This is a genomic window from Streptomyces lusitanus (assembly GCF_042647945.1).
Lineage (GTDB): Bacteria > Actinomycetota > Actinomycetes > Streptomycetales > Streptomycetaceae > Streptomyces > Streptomyces pseudogriseolus.
The window spans coordinates 126,860-149,628 of record NZ_JBHRWL010000006.1 but is presented as its reverse complement, the minus strand read 5'-3'; the positions used below and the strand labels follow the sequence as shown (position 1 = coordinate 149,628).

The following is a 22,769-nucleotide window of genomic DNA, read 5'->3' as shown; positions in this document are numbered from 1 at the left end:
GGCGGTAACGCCAGCGACGCCGGGCAGACACCGCTGCGGCCTCCTTGCTCACCCGGTGCCGCGGGCCACACCTGCGGCGCTGGCTGCAACCCATCCCCGTTCACGTGCTGTTGGTGAATGCGCAGGTTAGGGAGGCGAGAGAGGCTGATTACGGGGGCGCACGTGCATCGTCTTACGGCGTCCCGTCGCCAGGGCCGCCGGGAGTACCGGGGGCCGTCCCGGCGGTCGGGGGAGCAGGCGCGGGTGACGGTGGCAAGGCGGGGCGAGGACGCGGGGCGTGCGAGAAAAGGCGGCGTACGCGGCCCTGAGGGCGCAGGTGCGCCTCCACTGCGGCCATGTACCGCTCGCGGACATCCGCCAATGCCCGCAGGTCGACGACCGACGTCGGGATCACCATCGCTGCGTCGTCCGCCGCTGGGGGCGAGAGCCAGGCATCCTTCATGCTCCGCCCCGCCACCGTCCGCGTATGGGTGACAAGTTCGTCATATGTGGCGCCCACCTCAGGGGCCTCGAAGCGAACCCATGCCTCGTGCCAGGTCAGCCTGGCCTGTATCTCCCGCAGTTGCTCCGACAGGCGGACCCGCTCCTCGGCGGCGGCGTCCGCGCGGCGGCGCCGCACGGCGTACGCCATTTCTGCGTATTGGATGCTCACCTCGTACGCGCTCGCCAATAGTTCCTGCTTCCGCTCCCGGAGCTGGGCGCGGCGGCTGATTCGTGCCTGGAGGCCGAGGATGAGGCCGGTCACGAGTGCGGCGAGAACGGCGGCGTATGGGCCGAAGGCCTTGATCGCGTCAGCCAATGGTCCGGTCCTGTTCGTCGAGGCCCGGCGAACCGTGGCCGTGGGGTGCTTCAAAGCCTGGCCAGACGTTGGTGGCGCGATAGGCAGCCTCCCAGCGCAGATGGCGGACGATGATCGCGATGAGGAGCCGCCCGCCGTCACCAGGCGACCAGCGGCGCGAGGGGGCGTCCTTCGGGTACCACAGGCACAGGGAACCGTCGGGGTTGCGGTGGGCGGGGCAGTCGGGTCCGCGTGCGTGGACGCGGGGGACTGCGGGATCGTCGGCGGCGAAGACGATGCGAAGACTGTGTGAGGGCAGGATCCGCACGTGCGGGTAGACCTGGACGGTGAACCCGGACGTGAAGTCGGCGGGCCTGTCCACTTCGCGTACGTCGAGCCCCGTTGAGCGCATCCCGGTCATCAACTCGGCGCGAGCCATGGGACGGGCGAACCAAGGACGGCGCGCGGGACGCCGGTCACCGCTCACCGGCTGCGTCCTCCCGCCACGAACGCGTCTTGGGTAGGGGCCGGCTAGCGCCCGCGAGACCGAGCTTGGCGGTGGTGCTCAGGGGAGTGGAGACGGCGGAGAATGCGCGCTCACGTTCACGCATCGTCTTAGGGAAGAGGTGCTCCAGGACCTCCGCAACCGTGTCGATGTCGTCGGGGTCGGCGATTGCCTTCGCGAGCTTGTCGGCGGCGACCCGCAGTCGTCGCTCGGCGTCTGCGACGGGGATGAGCGGTTTGAGGTCGGGCGAGACGGAGCGCGGATCCTTGGTCGGCTCGCCTCGCTGGAGGCGCAGGGAGGCTTCCAGCAGCACCGTGTGGACTGCGCCGACGAGGCCCATTCCCGGCTCGACGAACTCGTAGGCCCATATGGAGATTAGGTGCGAGGAGAAGCCTGGTTTCGCTGCCTGAGCATTCCACGCCTTGAGGATGCGGATGGCGCGGCGCCGGGTGCGCCGCAGGGCGTCGGTGCCGGAGGTCAGCAGCTCCACGTGGCCCTGGGGGTCGCTGGCGCTCCAGGCATTGTTGGAGTCCGGGGCGCGCTCCAGGTCGGGGATCCACAGCCCGCGCCCCTCGCGGCGGCGCAGCGCCACGATGAGATCGACCGTGACATCCGTGCCGTTAACCGGAGCGCCGAAGTGAATTTTGAGGCCCCGCCGGGACTTGTAGACCCGCGCCTTGGGGTAGGACGGGGTGCGGTCCGGGTCGCGGAGCTTTGGACCGATGAACGCGACGAGTTCGTCAGTGACGGTGTGCGGGGCCTCCCCTTCCCCGTCAGGACCGAGCTCTGGGTGGCGGACACGGTCCAGGATGATCCCGCCGTCCCCGTCGCTGACCGCTCCCGCGTGTGGCTGAATGTGGGTGCGAGCAGGGATCGAACCCGAACTGTACGACACACGGCCCTCAGGGTGTTGCTCGGCCAACTTCCGCGCCAATGCCAGACGTTCGCGCGTCGCCGTGAGGACGTCCGGATCTACGTTGATCAGGGTGAGTAGGTCGTCGAACTGGTTGTGCAGGTGTGCCATGGCTGCTCCTTGCGGATGGAGGGAGTGAGGCGCGTGGACAGACGGCCGGTACGGAGGGTGTCTGCTTCCCGAGTTTGACGCACACCACTGACAACGCCTCCGCGCTCAACGGGGGTCATGGCCCAGTCGGCCTCGTTGGCGAGACGGTCACACCGAGATCACGGACGGCGCCGCCCGCCGGACCTCACGACTCTCCACAGTCATCGGGTTCTTCCCGACCTTGAGCCAGGATCCGGCCTCCGACGAAGACCACCCCCAGAGCGGCCACGGAACCGACACCGACCATGGCTTTCTTCAGTAGATTGCCACCGTGGCGCTTGTGCTCGGTATCCTTCTGAGACGCAAGTTTTGCCGTTTCCTGGATAAGTTCGAGAAGGTGCTTCCGCTGCTCCCAGGTAAGGTCGTCCCTTTGGAGTTCCCGTTCGAAGATCTCCCGGTTCTGCCGCAGGGCCTCGTAGACCTGATCCAGGCTGTGCCTGCCGTCCGCGAGCGTGGCCTCGTGAGCCTTCTCGATGGCGCCGAAGGCGTCCGTGGCGAACTTCCTGAACTCGGGAAACTGTTCGACAATCTTCATGGCCACTTCAGTGTCCATGTCAGGCATCATGGCGGCGAATCTGACCATCTTCTCCTTTGAGAGGTGTCTCCAGGTTTCGATCCCGAGCGCGCGCATGATCTCGGCTTCGTCTTTGTACTTCATGCTGTGGAGCCTCCATGGCTCTCCTTCGCGGCGGCGAGTTCTTCCGCGCTGCGGGTCCGATAGTCGACCCTCTGAAGGGGCACCCCTGGAGTTGAGGCGTGCTGCCGACATCCTGAACGAGGTAAAGAGTGGTCGACTGAGTGGCTGGTCGCTGGACCGGGCTGGATATCTAAGATGTGGACATTCGATACCGAATTGCTGGCGCATGGTGCTGTCGGCCTGCTCAGGGTGCAACGGGCCGACGGCACGAAAGTAGCTTTCAGGGACGTGCTGCCGCGGGGTGGCAAGGGCCCTGACCGGGGGGCGGGGTGAGGGTGGACTGGTAGGTACCGGACTCGCCCTCGATGAGCGGGTTCTCCAGGGTCAGGCCGGCGGCGGCCATGCGGTCATACTCGGCGAGGACCAGACGCTTGGTGCGGTACTCGCCGAACTTGGCAATCTCGTTGTTCTTCAGACCGCCCGACGCCGACTGGAAGGACTCCAGGATGTACTCGGTGTCCTCGCGTGAGATGCCGTAGAGGTGGAAAAAGTACGCGTCCAGCTCGGCTCGCAGCTGGGCGCGGCGGTCCTCGTCCCACCGGAACGGCTCGCCCTCGTATCCCAGGTCCCGGGCGAGCGGCGTCATGTCGTGGGCAGTGTAGACAAGCTCAAGGACACGGGGAAGGAGGAAGGGCAGGTGGGGTTCGAGGGTGTTAGGAGTGGGAACGGGGAGCTGTTTCCAGATAAAGATCTTCATGTGGGCATCGCTAATGCGCTGACGGCTCACAAAATCGAAGACCAAGGACGACTGCGTGGCTAGGAGTGCAGCTACCAGTGTCGGAGAAACGCTGGGAAGCATGAGTGGGAACGTCTCGACGACGGCGGCCCGAGGGAGAAATGCTGGGATCGAGGTGCGTGTGTTAGTTGAAGAGGTGATGTCACACCACCCGCAGAGCCATTCGTAGGGCCAATTTTCCTCTGCGAGGCGCAGCTCAACACCCTTGATTCTGACGTCCTTGTTTTTGCGTCGGGTGGGGATTGTTCCGCTCTGTCGAATCCAGTTGAGCGGCATGGCTGCGCGAGCGGCATCTTGCAACTCTTCGGCGGTTAGATACTTAGGCTGGTTCTGACGATTAACGGCGGTCAGGCTTTTGATGACGTCGGCTGCGCGATGGTTGAAGAAGTCCACCATCTTTGCCTCGTATACCGGCAGCATTCGTTCCCCGTCGCGCTCGAAGATGTTACCTCGAAGCGTCCATCCTTCAGTCTCGAGGCTCTCGCGGCTGCGATAGAGGTCGGAGTCGTCAGTTGTGTTGAAAAGGTTTTTGAAGGTTAGGCCCCATGGATTACCGCGCTGGTTTCCTTCGTTCCACAGCACAGGTAGGCGTCGATACACGCGGGACGTGATATCTGAGTCGCGTTGAGTCCGAAATAGGGGAAGTGTGCCCGTGTTGGGGCTGATGAGAGCCAGATCATCGGAATTCAGAGCGAAAACCCGGTTCGGGTCTTCTATGTCTGTAATGTCTGAAAGGAAGAATCCAACGCGACTTGCGTCCGTACGCGCGGTTCGGCCGGTGAGGGAGAGCAGGCAAAACTTGTAACTGGCGTGCACACTCTCGAACCACTTGCCGCCCTTAAGTAGCGTAGGCGACTTGGGGCGGCGATTCTCGAAGTCGTAGAGCGAGGCCAGCGCGCCGCGCCGGGTGAAGTCCGCGAACAGATACTGGGAACCCGCACCCGTGGCGATCGCCGTTGGCAGGACCAAGCCGAACCTGCCCTCGGGAGCGACCACATTTGCCGCACGCTCGGCGAACAAGGTGTCCGTTTGTAGGGAATTGACACCCTTGACCGTCAACCCTTTCGCGCACAGCGGGAACACCCCAGAATCCCCCGCGAAGTGGAACGTCCCCTTAACCGCGCGCCGCGCCTCCCGGTACCGCTTCCCGGCCTCTGGGTTCTCATGTTCCCACTCGGCGATGCGAGTGCGGCGGGCCGTGCCGGAGATCTCCGCAATCTCGGGCGCGACAACGCTGAAGTACTTCTTGTCTTCGAAATCGACCTTGTCCCACGGCGGGTTGCCCACCACGCACGAAAACCCGCCGGCCCAACCGGTGCCCGGGTCGATCGCCTCAGACGCTTTCCCGGCCTCGGCCAGGGTGGGATCCTCCGGAACGTTGAAGACGTCGGGGAACTCTAGGTGCCAGTGGAAAAAGGCGTACTGCTCACGCAGGCGCGCGATCTCGTCGTGCACCGACTGCGGGGCGGCGTCTCCCTCCAGGTCTTCCAGGTCCCGGAACACCTTGTGGGTGATGGCCGACGGCGCGTCCTCACGCTTGACCCAGACGAACGCCGCGCACCAGGCGTCTGCCAGACGCAGGGCGTGCCGGTACTCGTCCGAAGCGGACCACTCCCGGTAGGCGGCCTCCTTGCGGCGGACGTCGGCGAGGCTGTCGTCCGGGGAGGCGGTGATCCGGCGCAGTCCGCGGGCGAAGGAGGCGTTGGCGACCTTCGTCTCCGTCTCGATCTCGAAGAGACTGCCCTGACCCTTGCGTTCCTCCGTGTTGCGGTTGAGTAGCTGCCGCGCCCAGGCCTCGTCGTCGCCTTCGGTCTTCTTGAACGCCTTGTCAGGGATGCCATCCCGCATCAGCGCAGGGGTCGCCCCGATCAGGCCGTTGCCGTGCTTGATGTGAGCGTCCAGGAAGCCGAGGGGCATGCCGGGTTCCATCGCCTCCAGCCACAGCGACACCTTGGCGAGTTCGACCGCCATCGGGTTGAGGTCCACGCCGTACACGCAGCGGGAGACGACCTCGTGGAGGGCGTGACGCACCGACTCGGTTGTGGGCTCAGGATTGCGGTCGCGGACGGCGGCGACGCGCTTGGCGATGCGGCGGGCGGCTGCCACAAGGAAGTGGCCCGATCCGCAGGCGGGGTCGCACACCGTGAGGGACAGCAGTTCCTCGACGATCGTGTCGGCGGGGTCCTGGTGACCCTCGGCGCTCGCGCGCCGGTCCCCGCGCTTGACGGCATCGTCTATCACCGGGTTCAGCGTCGAGTCGAGGAGAGTTTCGGTGAGCGCCGACGGCGTGTAGTAACTCCCAGTTTTCTTACGATCGTTGCCGATACGGTCGACCAGCTCGAAGGTGCGGTCGGCCGCGCTGTGCTTGGGCACCAGCTCCAGCAGGGCCTCGTACACCGACCCAAGCTCCTCGGCCCCCATGTGCTGGTAGTCGACGGGCCGCCAGCGAGCGGAACCTGCGTCGCGCACGCGGGCCAGGTGCTTGACCGCCTCGAAGAGGTGGCGGTTGGCCAGGTAGGCACCGCGCAGTGGTTCGTCGGCGGAAGTGTCGTTGAAGAGGCCTCCGAGTCCCTTCAAGCCCAGCTCCGGGCGACCTTCCTCGGAGCCCAGCGCCTCGATGAGTAGTTGCAGCGCGCGGTACTGATCGTCGTGGGCCGTGCCCAGACGCCGGAGAGCGTGGCGGCGCAGGCGCGCGGTTGAGAAGTAGCGGGTGAAACGCTCGCGGGTCACCTCGTCCGCCGCCGGGTCGAGGAGAGCGCCCCGGTCCTCGGCCACGAAGAGGAAGATCATGCGGTAGACGAGCCGGAGCAGGGCCGTCTGGAAGGCATGGACGTCCAGGTTCTCGCGCAGCTTGTGGTTCTGCGGGTGGCTCAGGAAACCGGTGCCGAGGACGGTCAGAGCGGCCTGGACGCCGTCACGAAAGTGGTCCAGCGCGCGGCTGCCGGATTCGATGGCGACTGTACGCCACCTTTCGAGCCAGCACCCGGAGGGCACCGGTCCCGCGAACCGCGACGCATGCAGCACGCAGTACAGCAGCACGAACTCGCTGAACAGCTCCCCGTCGAAGATCGCCTCGAGGTCGAACTCGACGTACGCCGCCGTGGCAAAGGACGACGAGTCCCGCAGCAGCCGCAGCCGGCGCCCGTTCGTGAGTACTGCCCAGAGGTGGGCCTCGGTCCGGTTCAGGCAGTCCTGGAGCATCGACTGCGCCGGCACCTGACCGGCCGCCGGACGCTTGTCCAACTCCTGGTTCCACGGCACCAGATGCACCAGCGCGGGCCCGTGCCGGTGGGACACCGGGAACCGCTTCTCGGGATCGGAGTCGGCAGGGATACCCCCCGCCCCGACCTCCGTCAGCGCCCCGAAGTCCAGCTTGCGGAACAGCTGGGCGAGCCAATCCGTGCCCGCCCGCCCCGTCGGGTCGGCGGACGGGGCGCCCGTGACCGGGTCCGAGGGCAGCGCGGCCCGCAGGTCACGCCAGAGCGGCTTGAGGTACTCCCAGGCGCGCTCCGCCTCGTCCCGGACAGGGACGGACGCGGGGAGGCCGTAGTCGGCGGGCTTGGTGCCCGGCAGGTTCCGCGCCTCGGCGATGCGCAGCAGCATGTCGGCGGGGAGGAGTCCGCCGACCGTGGTGACGGCGGTGAAGGCCAGGGCGGTGCGGGTGGCGGCGGCGGACATCAGGCTTCGGCTCCGGACACGGTAGAGGCGGCGGGGGCGGCGGGCGGCAGGTAGACGTAGACGCCGAGGACGTCGGCGGGCTCCTGCGGGACGACCTTCAGGCCGCGGACGATCTCCTCGTTGGCCTTGCGCACGCGGCGGTGCGAGGCGTCGAGTTCGGCGGCGAGGCTGGTGCCGTACTCGGTGAGGTGGTCGGCGAGGCCGGGCAGGCCGTCCAGCGCGCGGGTGATGGCCTTGCGGGCTGCCAGCTCGTGGGTGTTGTCGGTGGCTCGGGCGCCCAGGAGTGCGGTGGCCGCGTCGTCGTCCAGCCAGCGGGCGCGCTGCGGCAGGCCCTCGTAGGCGAGCAGGCGGGCGTCCTCGGCGACGAGCTGCCGCTCGCCCGTGCGGGACGGCAGGGTGAGGTGGAAGCGGTAGCGGACCAGGAGCAGCGTGGTGCGCACTCTCACCGTGTCCGTGGTCACCACACCGCAGCGGCGCGCCGGGCGCGGACCCAGCGCCTTCGCGTCCAGCGCCGAGTCCAGGACGTACGAGGCGACGGCCCCGATCGCCGGGTCGGTGCGGACCAGGGCGGCCTCGCCGCGCCCGATCGCCGGGGTCGTACGGAACGGGATCTCGCGGTCCTCCTCGACCAGCCGGTTGCCCAGCGTGGCCGCGAGCGCGTCGCGCAGGCCGGCCGGGGTGCCGCCGACCTGCGCGGTGAAGTCGCCGCTGCCGTCCCGCGGCTCGCGCACGAGCGCCTCCAGGTTCCGCAGCGCCTCCAGCGTGAACTCCCGCACCTCCTCCGCCCCGCCGAGCGCGGCCCGTACGGCGGCGACCTCGCGGGCCACCTCCTCCGGGTGGATGGCACGCTGCGCGTACTTGGAACGGGAGGTCTTCTCCCGCTCGGCGGCCGAGCTCCACTCCCGCTCGATGCGGTCGAAGGACTCCTGGTGGCCGTCCATCTCGAACAGGCTCTCCTGGCTGCCCTGCCGGCCGTGCAGCAGCAGCCACTCCACCACCGCGTCCGTGACGCCGGAGGCGGTCTCGTCGGGGACGGAGACGGAGATGCCGAGGTCCTTCTTGATCTGGCGGTGCTTCTTGAACAGCACCTCCAGGACCTTGCCGTCGATCCCGTTGTCCTCGCCGTACATGGTGATGACGCGGACCTGGTCGCGCTTCTGGCCGTAGCGGTCGACGCGGCCCTCGCGCTGGTCGTGGCGGGTCGGGTTCCAGGCCAGGTCGTAGTGGACGACGGCGTCGAAGTGGTGCTGGAGGTTGACGCCCTCGGAGAGGCAGTCGGTGGCGATCAGCACGCGCCGCACGGCCGGGTCGTCGCCCGCCTCGGCGGCCTCGGCGGCGAGCTGCTCGATCCGCTCCAGGCGCTGCTGCGGGGAGAGCGTGCCGGTCACGGCGGCGATCTTCGTCTTCTTGCCGAGCTTGCCGTCCAGCTGCTCGGCGAGATAGTCGGCGGTGGGGATGTAGCGGCAGAAGACGATGGGGTGGTAGCCCTCGTTGATCAGGTCCTTCAGGTGCTTGGTCAGCGCCTTCAGCTTGGCATCACCCGCCGGGCCCATCAACTCCTCGGCGCGTCCGGCGAGTTCCAGCAGGCGCGCGCCCGCGTCCTCGGACTCGGCGGCGCCGGGCGCGACGTCCATGCCCTCCAGGCGGTCGTTCTCCGCGGAGTCGGCGGCCACCGGGGAGCCGAGGACGTCCGCCTCGTGCGCGGTGCGGGCGGTGGCGGACTCGGAGCGGGTCTTCAAGGTCTGCGCGGCGGCGGCCGGGGAGGACACCATCGAGCGCAGCAGGGCGATCACCGACCACCAGGCGATCCGGGCCTCCCGCTTGCCCTGCTCACCGGCCGCGTGGACGCGGTCCGCGGCGTAGGCGATAGCGTCGTCGAGGAGCGCACGGTAGGCGGGCGTCAGCTTGTACGGCTCGTCCTTCGTCCAGCGGTCGGAGGGGAACGCGGTCCGCTCGATCAAGGAGTCGTCGGTGAGGCCGTCCTCCTTGGTGAGGTAGGTGCGGACGTCGGCGCGCTTGCGGGCCACGAAGTGCTCGGCGAGTTTCGCGCGGCCCGCCGGCGTCTCCAGGTCCAGCGTCGCCAGCTCGGGCCGCACCAGGCCGAGCAGGTTACGGAAGGCGGACTCCTTGCCGGAGTGCGGGGTCGCCGTCAGCAGCAGCAGATGCCGGTCGGCGTCGGCGGACACCTTCCGCAGCAGCTCGTAACGGAGCTGGTTCGTCGCGGAGGACGCGCCGCCCTGCGTGGCGTCGTCGGCGGCCACACAGGTGTGCGCCTCGTCGACGATCACCAGGTCGGGGCAGTGCTTGACGAAGTCCTCGCGGTGCCGGGTCGACTTGATGAAGTCCGTCGAGATGATCGTGAACGGGTGCTTGTCGAACAGCGACTGCCCCAGCTCCAGGTTCCGCTCCAGACGCGACACCGTGGACGCCAGCACCAGTTCGGCGTCGATGCCGAACTTCTCCCGCAGTTCCGCCTGCCACTGCTCGGCCAGCGCGGGGGAGCACAGCACCGCCAGCCGGGTCGCCTCGCCCTGTGCCAGCAGCTCCTTGGCGATCAGGCCCGCCTCGACCGTCTTGCCGATACCGACGTCGTCCGAGATCAGCAGGCGCACCGTGCGCTGCCGCAGCGCCATCAGCAGCGGCACCAGCTGGTAGGCGCGCGGCTCCACGGCGATCGACGCCAGCGAGCGGAACGGGCCCGCGCCCGACCGGAACCCGATGCGCAGCGCCGTGCGCAGCAGACCGGCCGCGCGCTGGTCGCCCAGGTCGTCCGGGCTCGGCGCGGCGAACTCGGCGGGCCGCACCTCCTCGAACGAGGGGAACACGGCCGCGATGTCGTCCTCGCTCCCGCCCAGCGGGCGCAGCACCAGCATGTCGGGGGCGCTCTCGGGCAGCACCACCCATTCCCGGCCACGGGCGGCGACCAGCGAGCCGGCTGTGTACGTGGGGCTCATGGGATGTCTCAGTTCCTCAAAGGTCGATACGTCGGTGAGTCGATGCCGTGCGGGGCGGTTCAGCGCAGATGGAAGTAGGCGGCGTGGTGCTCGACGACGGCGTCCCAGTCCGCGTCCGCCGGGAAGCGCACCACGTCCCAGCCGGCCTCCTCCAGGCGGTAGCCGGCGTCCACGTCACGCGTGGAGTCGGCCGGCCGGCCCGAAGTGTCGACGAACACGGCGAGGTGGACGCCGTCCAGGCGGAACACCAGGTCGGGCCGGGCCGCCGCCGCACCGACGAACACGTCCACCTCGTCCGGCAGCCGATAGCCCTTCGCCTTCAGCCAGCCCACCAGATCGCCCTGCGCGACGAGCGCCGCCAGATCCGACTCCAGCGGGGTCGGCACGGACACGGGGGAGGCCTCGGCAGGGGCGGGAGCGTCCCCGGCCGCCGTGCGGTCGCCGCCCGCGGCGGCGGCAGCCGCCGCCGGGACCAGCCTGCGGAACGCCTCGCTGCGCGACTCGCCACGGTCCTCCCGCTCGGTGCGGGCACCGGCCAGACGCAACAGCAACGGGCGCGCGGTGTGCCGGCTCAGCTGGCGGTGGTGCCCCTGGTTGGCGTACGTCAGCAGGCAGGTGTAGCAGCCGCGGGCGCACTTCTCGTGGTCCGACGGCCCGCCCAGGTCCTCGCCCGTGTCCGGGTCGAAGTGGCAGATCTCCAGCGCGGTCCGGGCGGCCTTCGCGAGCGCGTCCTTCTCGTGCTGGATCCGGCGCAGCACCCCCGCACCGCCCTCCGCGGCCTCGGTGAACAGCATGCGGCGGCGCGGCCCGTCGTCCGGGGGCAGCAGCTCCGCCGTCAGCTCGGAGTCCTCCAGCTCGAACGCCGCCTCGATGCCCCGCTCCAGCGCGTACAGGAACGACAGCGCCACCGGCTCCGGCTGCGGCTCGTCCAGCGTCACCACCAGAATGTTGCGGCGGTCCTCGACGTACGGCAGCACCCGCTTCTTGCGGCGCTTCTCGTTGCCGTCCTCGTCGACCACCGGCATGCCGGTGCCCTCGATGGCGTCGGCGGCGGCCCGGTCGTTCAGCCAGCGGCCGTCGCCCAGGTCCAGCCAGTAACCGTCCGGCTCGCCCTCCTTGTCGCGGACCCGGCCCAGGTTGGTGATGCGGACGGTCGCCGAGTCGCCGTAGTCCAGGTCGAGGACGGGCGTGCCGTCCCCGTCGCTGACGTGGGAGGTGAGACGGCCCTTGCGGGCGCCGTGATCCTGGAACGCGTACGACGTCTCCAGGCGGAACCCGGCCCTGCGCCGCTCCTCCTCGTCGGAGGAGATCCGCTCGCGCGGGGTGGTGTACACGGTGTGCAGCTGGAGCAGGCCCGTGCGCTTGCCGCGCAGTGGCTCGCCGCACATCGCGCACAGGTCCGAGCCCGCCCTGACGTCGTGGTGGTAGCCGCAGCCGTCGCAGCGGCGGGCCTCCGCCGTCGCCAGGTCGCCCGAGGCGTCCGGCGGCAGCTGCACCCGCGTCACCTGGTAGCGGGCGCCCTCGTGGTAGATGAGCGCGCCGGGACCGAACTCGCGGATCGCGAGGAACCGGGGCCGCTGGAGGTAGTCGCCGTCGGCGTTGCGGCGGTTGCCGGACCGCGGGATGTACGCGGCCAGCGGCAGGCGCGGGAAGCTGTAGCCGGGCAGGAACCCCTCGGACGCCAGGTAGCGGTACGGGTTGAAGTCGCTCATCACCGACTTGCTGTCGGTCGAGCGGTTCAGCAGCAGGTTCGTCTGCGTCTCCGCCTCCCGGCGGCGGGTGCGCGCCCGCGCCTGCTCACCGGGGGACAGGGTGTGGTCCACGACCCGCTTGTTCTGCTCGTACTGGTCGATGACCGCCGCCCGGAACAGGTCCCGCCACCGGTCGAACGCCGCGTCGAACTTCGCCGGGGCCCGCTCGATCCGGTCCTCGATCCACTCGTCGTACCACCAGGTCGTCGCCTCGAAGTCCGCGATCAGCGGAGCGAGGACCGTACGGGCGGCGGCGACCGCACGCCGGCGCGCGTCCTCGTCCAGGGACAGGTCCCGGATCCGGTCGAGCAGCGGCAGCGGCATGTGCGGGTCGGGGCGGTCGCCGCCGTCCGGGTCGTAGGCGACGTCGATGACGTCCGGGATCGCGGCGCCGAGCTTCATCTCGGTCTCCGCCAGCCAGATGCCCTGGATGTGCGAACGGACCAGGTCCTCGTTGGCGAGGTCCAGACGCGGCGGGGCCACCTGCCCCGACACCATGTCCTGGGACCGCCGGAAGTAGTACTGGTCGTGGCTGTTGCCCGTCGCGCAGTACGTGGTCACCAGCGCGGGCTGGCCGGAGCGGCCCGCCCGGCCCGAGCGCTGCGCGTAGTTCGCCGGGGTCGGCGGCACGTTGCGCATCATCACCGCGTTGAGCGAGGAGATGTCCACGCCCAGCTCCATCGTCGGCGAGCAGTACAGCAGCGGCAGTTCGGCGTCACGGAACTGCCGCTCGCGCTCCAGCCGGTCCTCCGGCGTGACCTGCGCGGTGTGCTCCCGCGCGAACAGTCCCGCCAGCTCGGACGCCGCCGTGCGGTACAGGTCGCGGAAGAACGGGTTGACGCGGGGTCCCTCGCCGCTGCTGTAGGTGCGCGCCAGCGGGTCGACCGCGCCGCGCTCCCCGTCACCCGCCCGCCAGACCAGCGCCGCCGCCGACACCCGGTAGCCGGTCCGCTTCTCCGACGCGCGGCGGCGGAAGGCAGGCCCCGAACGCTCGGGGGCCGCCTCCACCTCACGCACCAGGTCCGCGTCCCGCAACACCGTCAACAGGTTCTCGATGACGCCCTGCACGTCGTCCAGGGAGACGGACGGCTCCCGCAGGGCGGGCATGTTCCGCCGCAGATACTTGCCGAACTTGCCGCGCGCCGACAGGAACAGCGCGGAGCGCTCCATGCCCGGCCGCGAGCCGTACGGGTAGGCGGTGCCCACGGTCGGCTGGTCCGAGTCGCTCAGCACCCACGGCCCCGTCAGCCGCTCCTCGCTCGCCCGCTGCAACGTGTCGAAGTCGTCGCGGAAGTACTGCACGTCGATGGCAAGTTCACGCCGCAGGTAGTCGAGCAGCGTGCGGCTGATCTCCTCGCGCAGGGGCGCGTCGGCGTCACGCAGCACCGCGTGCGCGGACTGCCAGCGGTCCTGCTGGGCGGCGACCCAGGCCAGGTCCTCGTAGTCGATCCGCAGCAGACCCGTCTGCTCCAGGTTCGGCATCGTGATCCGCCAGCCGCGCTCCAGGTCCCGGTACAGGCGGTACCCGACGACCTCCCGGAACACCTTCGTCGACCGCTTCTCCATCGACGGCGGCAGGTTGGCGCCCGCCGCGTAGTCGCGGGGCGTCAGACCCATCACCTCGGTGACGGCCTCCGCGAGGTCGTCGTGGCGCAGCCCGTCCTCACCCGCCTGCACCGCCGCCTGGTACAGCGCCCCGCGCAACTGCGTCACCTGGGCGAAGTCGTTGAAGTGCCCTGCCTGGAGGGACGCGTCCTGCCGGTTGTCGACGAACGTGAGCAGCTTGCGCGCCTCCTTGCCCAGGCTCTCCTCCGGCACCGCCCGCAGAGACTTCACGATCGACGCGGAGATCAGCGACGTCGCCGACGACCGCCCCTCCTGGTCCAGCGTGGCCAGCTTCGCGAAGTCCCGGCCGCGCGTCTGCTCGTAACTGACCTGGCAGTGCACGCAGAACAGGAACGGCGCCGGCACGAACGCCGCCACCAGGCCCTCGCCCTCGCCCGACTCGTTGCCGTGCGCGTCCACGACGACCCGCTTCGGCACGCGCGGACGGTACGACTTCTTCACGGTCGTCCCGCCGTTCGCGTCCGGCTCCAGCCACGACTCCGGCAGCCGGCGGTCGTCCACCGCCTTCTGCGGATCGGCCGGCCACTCGTAGTCCTGCCCCGGCATGCCCAGATACAGGTAGCCCTCGCCCTCACGGCCCCCGGACGCGGAGGTGTCCCGGCGCGGCTCGTACCGGAAGGCGCCGCCCTCCTCGGTGCGCCACACCGTCAGATACTCCTGCCCGCACTCACGGCAGAACGCCAGCGGGAACAGCGGCTTGCCGCCGCTGTCCGGCTGCTCCAGCTGATAGGTGCGGGTCAGCGGCCGGGTGAGCGGATCCTCCAGCGTCGTGTAGACGGTGTCGCCCTTGGACAGGAACTGGTGCAGCCGGAACGCGAACAACGGCCGCTCCGTCACCGGGTGCTTGGCCTGCGCGCCCGCCTCCAGCGTCGTCCGGATCGCCTCGCGCACGGTCTCCTCGGCGACCCCCGACACGGCGGACAGCTCCGCCGCCGCCTCCTCCACGGTCGCCGGGGCACGGCGGCGCAGCCGGCCCGTGCCCTCCTCCCGCTCCAGACCGAACCGCGACTCCACCCAGCGCGCCAGGGAGTCCTTCGTCAGCGCCTCGTACGACCGGGGCGCCGAGGGCACCCGCAGCCGCTCGGCGGGCACCGACTCCGGAGCCTCCTCCGTCGCCCGGACCAGGGTCTCGCCGATGACCCGCTCCGGCAGCACCGTCGTGCCGAACAGCCGCCCGGCGACCTTCGCCACCTCACGCCGCTGGTCGTCCCACGTGCCCTCGGTGGACATCGTCGCCGAGGTGCCGATGCACTGGAGGGACTCCGACGCCCGGCACGCCTCACGCACCCGGCGGATCAGGAACGCCACGTCGGCGCCCTGCCGGCCCCGGTAGGTGTGCAGCTCGTCGAAGACCAGGAACCGCAGCCCCTCCGCCATGCGGATCAGGCTGGACCGGTCGTCCGGCCGGGTCAGCATCAGCTCCAGCATCACGTAGTTGGTCAGCAGGATGTCCGGCGGGTTCTTGCGCAGCTCACGGCGCTCCTCGCTGGACTCCTGACCGGTGTACCGGGCGAAGGTGACCGGCTCGCGGCCCTTCCCGAAGCCGTGGCGCAGATACTTCTCCAGCTCCCCGAGCTGCGAGTTCGCCAGCGCGTTCATCGGGTAGACGACGATCGCCCGCACCCTGCGCTCGGCGTTGGGCCCCGCCGCCTCGCGCTCCTTCAAGACCCGGTCCACGATCGGCACGATGTACGACAGCGACTTGCCGGAACCGGTGCCGGTGGTCAGCACGTACGAGTCGCCCGCCTGCGCGGCCTCGATCGCCTGCCGCTGGTGCAGATGGAAGGTCAGCGGCCGGCCGTCCGGACGCGACGACGTCTCCTTCTTCCCCGCCTGGAAGATCTCCGCGCACCTCGGGTGCAGGACGCCGTCCCGCACCAGGTCGGTGACCTGGCCGCCGTCGGCGAAGAACGGGTTCAGCGACAGCCACGGGTCCGGCCACTGTGACTTCGCCTTCAGGTCGTCCGCGACGAAGCCCTCGATCCGGGCGTCGCGGATCACCGTGCCGCTGCGGGTGAAGCTCTCGTACTCGCCGATCAGGTCGGCGTGGATGCCGAAGACGTCCATCGCCTCCGGCAGCCGCGGCTGCCTGCGCGGCGCGGGCGCGGGCACGGCGGGGGCCCGCTCGGGAAGCAGGGCGCGCAGCCGCGCCACCGGGTCCATCTCCTGCCAGTGCGGGGCGAGCAGGGCGGCCGTGGGGTCCGGCGCGAGGGCGAGCGGCACCAGGGCCTCACGGACCAGGGCGGCGTTCTCCGGCCGCAGTTCGGCGTCCTTCTCCAGCAGACGCTCCACCAGCCGCACCAGCCCTGCGGGCAGGTCCGGGCGCACCAGCGTCAACTGGGGCGGCCGCTCGCGCAGATGCTGCTCGGAGATCTCGTAGTGGGTCCGGCCGGAGAACGGCGGGCGTCCTATGAGCAGTTCGTACAGGATGCAGCCGAGCGCGTAGAGGTCGGCCGGGGCGGAGACCTGCTCGGCACGGAACTGCTCGGGCGCCATGTACCGGGCCGTGCCCAGGCTGACGCCCGTGCTGGTGAGCCGCGTCTGGTCGGGGTCGTCGACGATCGAGCCCATGCCGAAGTCGAGGATCTTGACCGTGCCGTCACCGGTCAGCATCACGTTGGCCGGCTTCAGGTCGCGGTGCACGACCCCGGCGGTGTGCGCCGCCGTCAGCCCGGACGCGATCTGCGCGCCGATGGCCGCGACCCAGGAGACCGGCAGCTGGGGCTCCTCGTCGATGAGGTCCGCGAGCGGACTGCCGTCCAGCAGCTCCATCGCCAGGTACGGCAGACCGCCGCCGTCCGCCGAGTCGTCCACGCCGCCGTCGATCAGCAGCGTGAGGTTCGGGTGCCCCTGGGAGAGCATGCGCATGATGCGCACCTCCCGGCGGAACCGGGCGGTCTCCTTGCCGGACCCGGAGGTGTCGATCGCGCCTCCGGTCCGGCTGCGCAGCAGGGTCTTGACGGCGACCTGCCGGTGCGGGGAGTCCGGGGCGGCCTCGAGGTCCTCCGCCCGGTGCACCTCGCCCATGTTTCCGCGTCCGACGACGCCCGTGATGCGGAAACGTCCGCCGACAGTCCCCAACCCCACTTACCCCTCCCCATGACGCCCGTCTCGTGCAAGATGGGTACATCTTGCAGGGAGCGTACACCTTAGCCCGTACGGGCGGCGGCGTCTATGTGTTGAGGGTGTCAACGTGCTTTTTGGGTGTGAACGGTAGAGGTGCGGGTGGCGTCACTCCCCGAGCGACGCCACCGCCTCCTCGTAACCCCCCGTCGGCGGCGCCGTGTCCGGCCCGTACACGAGGTTGAGCACACCCGTGCTGAACGTCTCCGACTTCAGCAGCTTCAGCGGGATGGACGGCTCGCCCTCGTCGAACAGTCGCATGCCCTTGCGCACGGCGATCGGGTGGACGATGAGCTGCAGCTCGTCGAGCAGCCCGGCGGCGAGCAGCTGCCGGATGATCGAGATCGAGCCGCTCAGCCCGATGTCGCCCCCGGGCTCCTGCTTGAGCGCGGCGGCCACCTCGGCCACGTCGCCCCGCGCCTGCTCGGAGTTGCGCCACTGGAAGTCCAGCGGACTGCGGGAGAACACGATCTTCCGCATGTCGCCGAGCTGCTTGGCGAAGCCCGCGTCCTCCGCGCCCGCCGTCTCGCGTTCCGGCCAGGCGCCGGCGAAGCTGTCGTACGTCACGCGGCCGAAAAGCATGGTGTCGGCGTTGCTCAGGCCCGCGCCCACGGCCGCGCCCATCTCCTCGTTGAAGTACGGGAAGTGCCACTGGTCGGGCGCCTCGACGACGCCGTCGAGCGAGATGAACACGCTGGCCACGATCTTGCGGGACATGGGGTCCTCCTGGGGTGTCGGTCCGTGTACGGGTTACGACCGTGGCAGCCGCCGGAACTCATCGGCGGGACGGCACGCGAGGAACCCCTCCGGACGGCCGCCCCGCCCCGCCCGTCCGGCGCCGGTCCGTGACGCTGCCCAGCCAGCCCAGCAGGAACCCGGCCGGTGTCGTCACCAGCCCCGCGATCGTCACGTCCCACAGCCGGAAGTCGTGCTCCGGCCAGATCGCCCCGGGGACGCCGGACGCGTACGGCGACACCGCGAGCGCCACGACGGTCACCACCGTCGCGCCCCACAGGCACCACAGCGCGCCGCGTGCGGTGAACCCGGGCCAGTACAGCGCGTACAGCAGGACGGGCGCGAGGGCGGCGCCGCACAGGCCCAGCCAGAGCGTCGAGACGACCACCAGGTTCCAGTCGGCGCAGACGACGGCCACGGCCGCGGCGGCCAGCCCGGTCAGCGCGGCGGACCAGCGTGACGCGGTGCCGTCCACGCGTTCCTTGCGGCGGTTGCCGGAGGCGGCCAGCACATCCCGTCCCAAGGTGATCCCGGCGGCGAGGGTGACGTCCACGACGGCGGCCAGCGCGGTGAGGAAGAGGGCGCAGGCGAGGGCCGCGACCAGGAGGCCGCCGCCGTCCAGCGCCCGCCCCAGCAGCAGCGGCGTGAACACCTGCGCCGACGGACCGGCCTCCCGCAGCACCCCGCCGGCCAGCGCCGCCGCCCCGACACCGACGACGGCGAGAGCCCCGTACAGCACGACGAGCTCGCCGAGCATCCAGCGGCCGACGGTACGGGCCCCGCGCGGGCTCTTGGTCGCGATGGCCCGCATCAGCACGGCGGGCATGGCGAGCGTGGCCATCGTCATGCCGAGGATCTGCCCGACCCGGTTCACCGCCCCGACCCACCCGTCACCCGTGTAGCCGCCGGGCCGCAGGAACGCCTCACCTGTCCCCGAGCCGAGGGCGGCAGCGTCCAGCAGCCGGCCGAGATCCCAGCCGAAGCGGTGCAGGACGAGGCCGGCGGCGACCACCAGCACGGGCAGCGCGACGGCCGACTTGGCGATCATCACCACACCCGTGCCCCGGATGCCGCCGCTGACGGCCAGCGCGGTCATCACCACGCCGATGACGACGATGCACCCGGTCCGCGCCCCCGGCTGCCCTAGCACGGCGGCGGCCACGTTCCCGACCACCACCAACTGCACGACCAGCAAAGGGAAACAGACCAGCAGCGTCACCACACCCCACGTCACCCGCACGGCCGACCCGCCGCTGCCGCGCGCGTCCAGCAGATCGGGCGCGGTCAGCGAGGCGTGCGCCCGCAGCGGCTCGATGACGAGCACGAGGAAGAGGAGCACCCCGACCAGGCTGCCCAGCATCACGCCGAGCCCGTCGAACCCGGTCGTGGCGACCATGCCCACCAGCACGGTGACCGTCGCCACGGTCGTGGTGTCACCGCCCATCGCGACGCCCTGCTGCCAGGAGCGCAGCCGCCGGCTGTCGGACCGTACGAGAGCGCGGTCGTCCTCGTCGGCGCCGGTGATGACGCAGAGCATCAGACAGATGACCACGAAGACGGAGAACACGGCGAAGACGAGGGAGCGGGAGGAGGAGTCGAGCAGCTCGGTCACGACCACCTCCGGTGCTCGGCGCCGGCCGCCGCGGCCCGGTCGACCCGCCGCCCGTACGCGACGACCCCGTGCACCCCGACCCCGAGCGGCACCAGGGCCAGCACGGCCCCGAGGCTCACGGTCCCGGCGACCGGCGTGCCGTACACGCCGGGCACGAGCGCGGCGGCCGTCACGTAGACCGACCACACGACGGCGATCCGGGCCCCGATCCGCAGCCCAACGCTCAGGCGCGCCGCCGCCTCCTCGGCGTCGTCACGCTCGTGTTCGGCGACAGGCCGCGCGTGGGCCGTCGTCCGCGGGTCGGGGTGGTGGTACGGCGGCGGCCCGGACCAGGGCTGCTGTCCGAAGGACATGGGGTGGCTCCGCTCATGCTGCTCGGGCACCCCGACAGGGGTGCGGGCACGGTGTGGGGGTGGGCGCCGGAGTCAACCAGACCCGCACCATGCCCGGAGCGCCCCGGACGCCATGTTGTTCCGGCACCCAACGGGAGGCGGGGCGGACAGTGCACGGGCACTGCGGGGAGGGGGTACTTCGCGCGCGTGCGTCACTGGGCGGGAGGCCGTTTCAACTCGACGCCCGCAGCGGGTACTTACTCAGGCCGCGATGAGTACCTGCGCTCATTGTCCGCCGTTGCCTCTCCCGGCGAGGATCGAGGGCAAGGAAGGGCGGCCGAGGAGAGCCGCCCCATTCAGTTGAAGACGTGGGGGAGTTTGTGATGTCGCCTCGTGTGACTCTGTCCGTTGCCGCAGGTGCCCTGGTCCTCGCCGCCGGCGCCGGAGCCTTCGCTCTCGCCTACGCGGACGAGCAGCCGCCGGCCCTCAGCGACAGCGCCGCGCGGTACACCGCTCCGCGCGCCGACCGCGACGGCTCGCTCACGTTCACCACCGACGTCACCGCGTCCTCGGGCGTCAAGAGCGTCAAGGTTCTGGCCTGGCCCGAGAACTCCTCCCTCGCAGAGCAGAAGCCGACCGCGAAGGACATGGCCGCGGCGGAATCCGCCACCTGCGAGCCCTCCGGCCACGACACCGCCCGCTGCACCTACACCGTTCCGGTCACGGCCACCGACGCCGACGCGTCGCCGGGAGGCCCGTGGCACATCGCGGTCCTGGCCACCGCGGACGACGGCTCCAGCACCCTGGACCCGGAGGCGGCCGGCTTCACCGTCGAGTAGGGCGGTTACGGCGGTCACGGCCGGGTGAGCATCGTCCCGTGCCCGTTGCCGAGGGCGTACGGGACGCCGTCGAGCGCGGCGACGAAGAGCGTGTCCGGTGTGAGCGGGGCGTCGATGCGGGGGACCGCGGGGTCGACCCCCCGCGCCTCGAAGCTGAGGCGGTGTGCGCCGAGGCGTCCGATCTCCTCGACGGCTGCGCGGCGGGCCGGCTCGTCCAGGTAGGCGAGCGTGGCGCAATGCGTGACCACGAGCGTGGCGTCGCGCGGTGCGCCGGCGGCCAGCCGCGCCAGGTCGGCGGTCATCAGATCACCGGCCGTGACGCGTACCCCTTCCTCGGCCACGAGGGCGGCCGCCGCGGTGAGACGCGCACGCCGCGTCTCGTGCTCGGGCCAGACGAGGGTACGGAGCCAGGCGAGGCTGTCGGGGTCGGCGGGGTCCAGCGGATGCAGGTCGAGGCCCGCACGCCAGACGATGTCGGGCACGGCGGTGGGCGGGGCGAGCGCGGGCCCGAGGCGAATGTCGAGGGTCACGGGCCCGGCGGGCCCGCTCACCGGCCTGGCGGCCCTGTTCACCGGCTCGGCTCCGTTCGTCGGTCCTGCGCCCCCGGTCACCAGTCCGGCTCCGCCCGCCGGCCCGCCGACTCCACTCACCGCTTCACAACGAGCCTCCCCATTGAACTCGTAGGAGTACCGCTCCGGAATCAAGCACAGCCCGGCGGACGCGCCGATCTCCAGCAGGGCGACGGGGCCCTCGACGCGCTGGAGCCCCAGCAGGAGCGCTCCGCAGCGGGCGGGCTCGTTGGTCTGCGTCGCCCGCGTCCGGACGGTGGCCGCGAACGCCACCCACCGCGTGGCGAACAGTTCGCGCAGGGAGTCCGCGTCCCCTGGCCGCGCTCCATGCCACCGCGCCGCCGCGAAGACCAAGTTGGGCTGCTGCTTGCCGGGCGGAAGGGAAGCCAGCGGCGCGAGCAGCGCGGGGTCGTCGGCGACCGCCTCGGCCCAGCGCCGCAGGGTGGGTGACGTACCGGCGGCCTGGTGGACGGCGAAGGCGCGGTACCGCTCGGCCAGGGCGTGCAGGTCCGGGCGGAAGTGGCATCCAGTGGTGTCGTTCATGACGGGGAGCCTGCGGGACGCCCTGGGCCCGGGTCGACGTTGACCGAGTCAACATGGGCGGCTCAGGCCAGGGCGCGGGGCCGCAGGCGCAGCCCGTTCGGGTATTCCTCCAGGGCGTGAGCCATGAGACCCGGGATGCGGGCGAGGGTGAAGACGACCTCGCCGGCGTCGATGGGCAGATCCGCCGCGACCGTCAGAGCGGCCAGGGCGGCGTCGACGTTCGGGTGGACGCTGTGCTCGCGCGCCACCCGTACCGCGAGGTCGTCGACGGCGTCGGCGACGTCCGGGGAGACGTCGGCGACCCGGTCGAGGAGCACGGCGACACGGGGATCGGGTCCGACGTACACCTTGTGCCCGAACCCCGGAACCGGCGCGTCGGGCACGGTGCGCGTGGCGATCCACGCGCGCAGGGCCGTCGTGGCGGCGCGGCTCGCACCCGCCTGCGCGCGGCCGCTCATCGCGGCGAGTCCGGTGAGGAGCACCATCCACGGGTCGGCGCCGACGCCCGCCGCGGTGCGTGCGGCCAGTGTCGAGGCGGTGAGCTCGTGGTCCACCAGCACGGTCAGCGCCCCGTCGAGGGCGCGGCCGACGCCGGCGAGCCGGGCGTCGTCGACGGGCCCGGGCGCCCAGGCACGGGCGAGCCGCTCGGCGACGGTGCCGTCGCGCAGACCGGTCAGCGCCGTGGTCGACGCGGCGACGGCGGTGACCGCGACCTCCCGGCAGTGCCCGGGTTCGAGGCACGTACGCTCCGGGTCCCGCGCGGCCGACCGCATCACCGTCCAGCGCACGACGTCGGCGCCGGCCGGATCACCGGGCACGGTCCCTTCGGCCTCCGTGCTCCACGTCGCGTCGGCGTCGGACATGCCGAGCACATGGCACGCCGTCCGCTCGAACCCCCATGCCGCGCAGTCCGCCACGTCCACCCCGCGGAAGGCGAGGCGTCCGGACGCGTCCAGCTGCGTGACCTCGGACTCGATCAGCGGCAGCGCGCCCGCCCGAGGCCGGCTCCGGGAGCGGGCCAGCGCCAGCACGTCGTCCCGCCGGAACCGCGACACCCGCTGTCCCTCCGGCCCCGTCGCCACCTCCCGCGCGATCACCCCGCGCGACACGTAGGCGTACAGCGTGGACAGCCGCACCCCCAGAGCCTCGGCGGCCTGCTCCGACGTCATCCATGATGCGCGCACCGGACGATCATGCCTTCCGATGCGCCGGCACGGCCCACAGGCAT

Annotated in this window: 13 protein-coding genes; 1 reads left to right on the top strand and 12 read right to left on the bottom strand. The window is 70.8% G+C overall.

Annotated elements, in window-relative coordinates:
• Positions 1 to 172: 172 nt before the first annotated feature.
• The 10 genes from ACFOSY_RS10235 to ACFOSY_RS10190 all read right to left on the bottom strand — a co-directional run bounded on the left by ACFOSY_RS10235 (position 173) and on the right by ACFOSY_RS10190 (position 19,611).
• Positions 173 to 799: a hypothetical protein gene (locus tag ACFOSY_RS10235; RefSeq protein WP_394306431.1), complete on the bottom strand. Its 627-nt coding sequence runs from the start codon at positions 797 to 799 to the stop codon at positions 173 to 175.
• Positions 792 to 1,217 carry a hypothetical protein gene (locus ACFOSY_RS10230; protein WP_394306430.1) on the bottom strand — a complete coding sequence of 142 codons (426 nt, stop codon included), beginning with the start codon at positions 1,215 to 1,217 and terminating at the stop codon, positions 792 to 794. Before ACFOSY_RS10230 ends, ACFOSY_RS10235 begins: the two co-directional genes overlap by 8 nt.
• A 37-nt stretch (positions 1,218 to 1,254) precedes the next feature.
• Complete coding sequence (locus tag ACFOSY_RS10225) at positions 1,255 to 2,307, bottom strand: hypothetical protein (protein WP_394306429.1); 1,053 nt, start codon at positions 2,305 to 2,307, stop codon at positions 1,255 to 1,257.
• 184 nt (positions 2,308 to 2,491) lie between these two features.
• Positions 2,492 to 3,004 carry a hypothetical protein gene (locus tag ACFOSY_RS10220; RefSeq protein WP_394306428.1) on the bottom strand — a complete coding sequence of 171 codons (513 nt, stop codon included), beginning with the start codon at positions 3,002 to 3,004 and terminating at the stop codon, positions 2,492 to 2,494.
• A 259-nt stretch (positions 3,005 to 3,263) separates the two neighbouring features.
• Positions 3,264 to 7,457, bottom strand: a complete 4,194-nt coding sequence (locus ACFOSY_RS10215; RefSeq protein ID WP_394306427.1) for an Eco57I restriction-modification methylase domain-containing protein — start codon at positions 7,455 to 7,457, stop codon at positions 3,264 to 3,266.
• Positions 7,457 to 10,411, bottom strand: a complete 2,955-nt coding sequence (locus ACFOSY_RS10210) for a DEAD/DEAH box helicase (RefSeq protein WP_394306426.1) — start codon at positions 10,409 to 10,411, stop codon at positions 7,457 to 7,459. Before ACFOSY_RS10210 ends, ACFOSY_RS10215 begins: the two co-directional genes overlap by 1 nt.
• Before the next feature lie 59 nt (positions 10,412 to 10,470).
• Complete coding sequence (locus ACFOSY_RS10205) at positions 10,471 to 16,875, bottom strand: protein kinase domain-containing protein (protein WP_395180761.1); 6,405 nt, start codon at positions 16,873 to 16,875, stop codon at positions 10,471 to 10,473.
• Positions 16,876 to 17,019: 144 nt separating this feature from the next.
• The gene (locus ACFOSY_RS10200) at positions 17,020 to 17,628 is read right to left on the bottom strand and encodes a dihydrofolate reductase family protein (RefSeq protein ID WP_394306425.1); all 609 of its coding nucleotides are present in this window, start codon (positions 17,626 to 17,628) and stop codon (positions 17,020 to 17,022) included.
• Positions 17,629 to 17,686: 58 nt separating this feature from the next.
• The gene (locus ACFOSY_RS10195; protein ID WP_394306424.1) at positions 17,687 to 19,258 is read right to left on the bottom strand and encodes a sodium:solute symporter family transporter; all 1,572 of its coding nucleotides are present in this window, start codon (positions 19,256 to 19,258) and stop codon (positions 17,687 to 17,689) included.
• On the bottom strand, positions 19,255 to 19,611 hold the full coding sequence (locus tag ACFOSY_RS10190; protein ID WP_394306423.1) for a hypothetical protein: 357 nt from the start codon (positions 19,609 to 19,611) through the stop codon (positions 19,255 to 19,257). The genes ACFOSY_RS10195 and ACFOSY_RS10190 overlap by 4 nt, the downstream gene beginning before the upstream one ends.
• A gap of 362 nt (positions 19,612 to 19,973) precedes the next feature.
• On the opposite strand from ACFOSY_RS10190, the gene ACFOSY_RS10185 reads away from it, so the two are divergent.
• Positions 19,974 to 20,429 carry a DUF5707 domain-containing protein gene (locus tag ACFOSY_RS10185; protein WP_394306422.1) on the top strand — a complete coding sequence of 152 codons (456 nt, stop codon included), beginning with the start codon at positions 19,974 to 19,976 and terminating at the stop codon, positions 20,427 to 20,429.
• Between the two features lie 14 nt (positions 20,430 to 20,443).
• On the opposite strand, the gene ACFOSY_RS10180 is transcribed toward ACFOSY_RS10185, so the two are convergent.
• Positions 20,444 to 21,541 carry a DUF2332 family protein gene (locus tag ACFOSY_RS10180; RefSeq protein WP_394306421.1) on the bottom strand — a complete coding sequence of 366 codons (1,098 nt, stop codon included), beginning with the start codon at positions 21,539 to 21,541 and terminating at the stop codon, positions 20,444 to 20,446.
• Between the two features lie 62 nt (positions 21,542 to 21,603).
• Positions 21,604 to 22,725, bottom strand: a complete 1,122-nt coding sequence (locus ACFOSY_RS10175; protein ID WP_394306420.1) for a citrate synthase — start codon at positions 22,723 to 22,725, stop codon at positions 21,604 to 21,606.
• Positions 22,726 to 22,769: the final 44 nt, after the last annotated feature.